This is a genomic window from Novosphingobium sp. AAP93 (assembly GCF_001296055.1).
GTDB lineage: Bacteria > Pseudomonadota > Alphaproteobacteria > Sphingomonadales > Sphingomonadaceae > Novosphingobium.
The window spans coordinates 1-1999 of sequence record NZ_LJHZ01000082.1 but is presented as its reverse complement, the minus strand read 5'-3'; the positions used below and the strand labels follow the sequence as shown (position 1 = coordinate 1999).

The 1999-nt window shown below is 60.7% G+C and carries 1 protein-coding gene; it reads left to right on the top strand.

The genetic code is table 11. From position 1 onward, the window contains the following. Positions 1-105: 105 nt before the first annotated feature. On the top strand, positions 106-1999 hold a 1894-nt coding region (locus IP83_RS13345; RefSeq protein WP_197274367.1), incomplete at its 3' end, for a M10 family metallopeptidase C-terminal domain-containing protein.

The window sequence follows — 1999 nt, the reverse complement described above, 5'->3', positions numbered from 1 at the left end:
AAGCAGTGAATCAGGTCAGCCCGCCGAGCGCCAGAGTTTTTCGAACCGTCCAACTGTCATAAAGAGACTTCAATGGCGGCAGGATTTGCTTGATTCGGAGCTCTTATGGCGAACCTCACCGGCACTGTGAACAACGACACCCTGTCCAGCACATCCGCCGATGACCAGTTCACCGGCGGGGCAGGGAATGACATCTTTGCGTTCGTGGATCGTCGGTTCGGCGATGATCTTATAGCCGATTTCGTGCAAGGTCAGGACAGGATCGATCTCTCGGCCCTTGGCATTGGAGATCTCGAGACGCTGTCGCCCTACATCTTCGAGGACGTTGGCAGCACCGTCATTGCCTTGGTCTACGGCGGCTTACCGGAAACCATCACCATCGCTGGCATTCTGCCGAGCCAGCTGACCGCCGGCGATTTCATTTTCAACACCGCGACGACTGCGGCGTCACCTGCCGCAACCTCAAGCAACGACGTTCTGTTCGGCGGCAACGGCAACGACACGCTGGACGGCGCCGGTGGTGACGACGAACTCAACGGCGGTGCCGGTGCCGATACGCTCGTCGGCGGCAGCGGCGATGATACGCTGCGGGGCGGCAGCGGGAACGACATTTTTAGCTACACCGCCCGTCGGTTCGGCGACGACGTGATCACGGACTTCGTGCAAGGTCAGGACAGGATCAATCTCTCAGCCTTCGGCATTGCCGATCTGGAGACGCTTTCGCCCTATATCTTGGAGAGCCTTGGCAGCACCGTGATAAGCCTTGTTTACGGAGGCTTGTCGGAATCGATCACCATCAGTGGCATTCTGCCGAGCCAGCTGACCGCCAGCGATTTCATCTTCAGCACTACGACGAGCGCGGCGTCGCCTGCAGCAACCTCAAACGACGACGTGCTGTTCGGTGGCAACGGCAACGACACCCTGAACGGCGGCGATGGCAACGATGAGCTCAACGGCGGCGCCGGCGCCGACACGCTCGTGGGCGGCGCAAGCGACGACACGCTGCGGGGCGGCAGCGGAAACGACATTTTTGGCTATACCGCCCGTCGGTTCGGCGAAGACGTGATCGTGGACTTCGTGCAAGGTCAGGACCGGATCAATCTCTCGGCACTTGGCATTGCCGATCTGGCGACGCTGTCTCCCTACATCGCTGAAAACCTCGGCAACACCATCATCATCCTGTTCTACGACGGCTTGCAGGAATCCATCACCATCAATGGCATTCGGCCGAGCCAGCTGACCGCAAGCGATTTCATCTTCAGAACTGCAACGACGGCGGCGTCACCTGCAGCGACCGTCAACGACGATGTGCTGTTCGGCGGCAACGGCAACGACACGCTGAACGGCGGCGATGGCAACGACGAGCTCAACGGCGGCGGCGGTGCTGATACGCTCGTGGGCGGGACTGGCAATGACTGGCAGGTTGGCGGCAGTGGGAACGACATTTTTGGCTATACCGCCCGTCAGTTCGGCGAAGACGTGATCATAGACTTCGTGCAAGGTCAGGACCGGATCAATCTCTCGGCGCTTGGCATTGCCGATCTGGCGACACTGTCGCCCTACATCTCAGAGAACACCGGTAGCACGGTCATCCGCCTGGTCTACGGCGGACAGCAGGAAACCATCACCATTTATGGCATTCTGCCGAGCGAGCTGACTGCCAGCGATTTCATCTTCAACACCGCGACGACGGCGGCGTCACCTGCAGCAACCTCAAGCGACGACGTGCTGTTCGGCGGCAACGGCAACGACACGCTTGACGGCAGCGATGGCAGAGATGCTCTCAACGGCGGCGCCGGTGCTGATACGCTGATCGGCGGAATGGACAACGATACACTCTGGGGCGGCAGCGGCGATGACACGCTCTTTGGCGGCTCTGGCACGGACACGCTGACCGGCGGCAGCGGCAACGACACCTTCTCCGGCAGCGCGGCGGAACTGAACGGCGATACGATCACGGACCTCGATGTCGGCGACCGGATCACCTTTACCGGGGCCT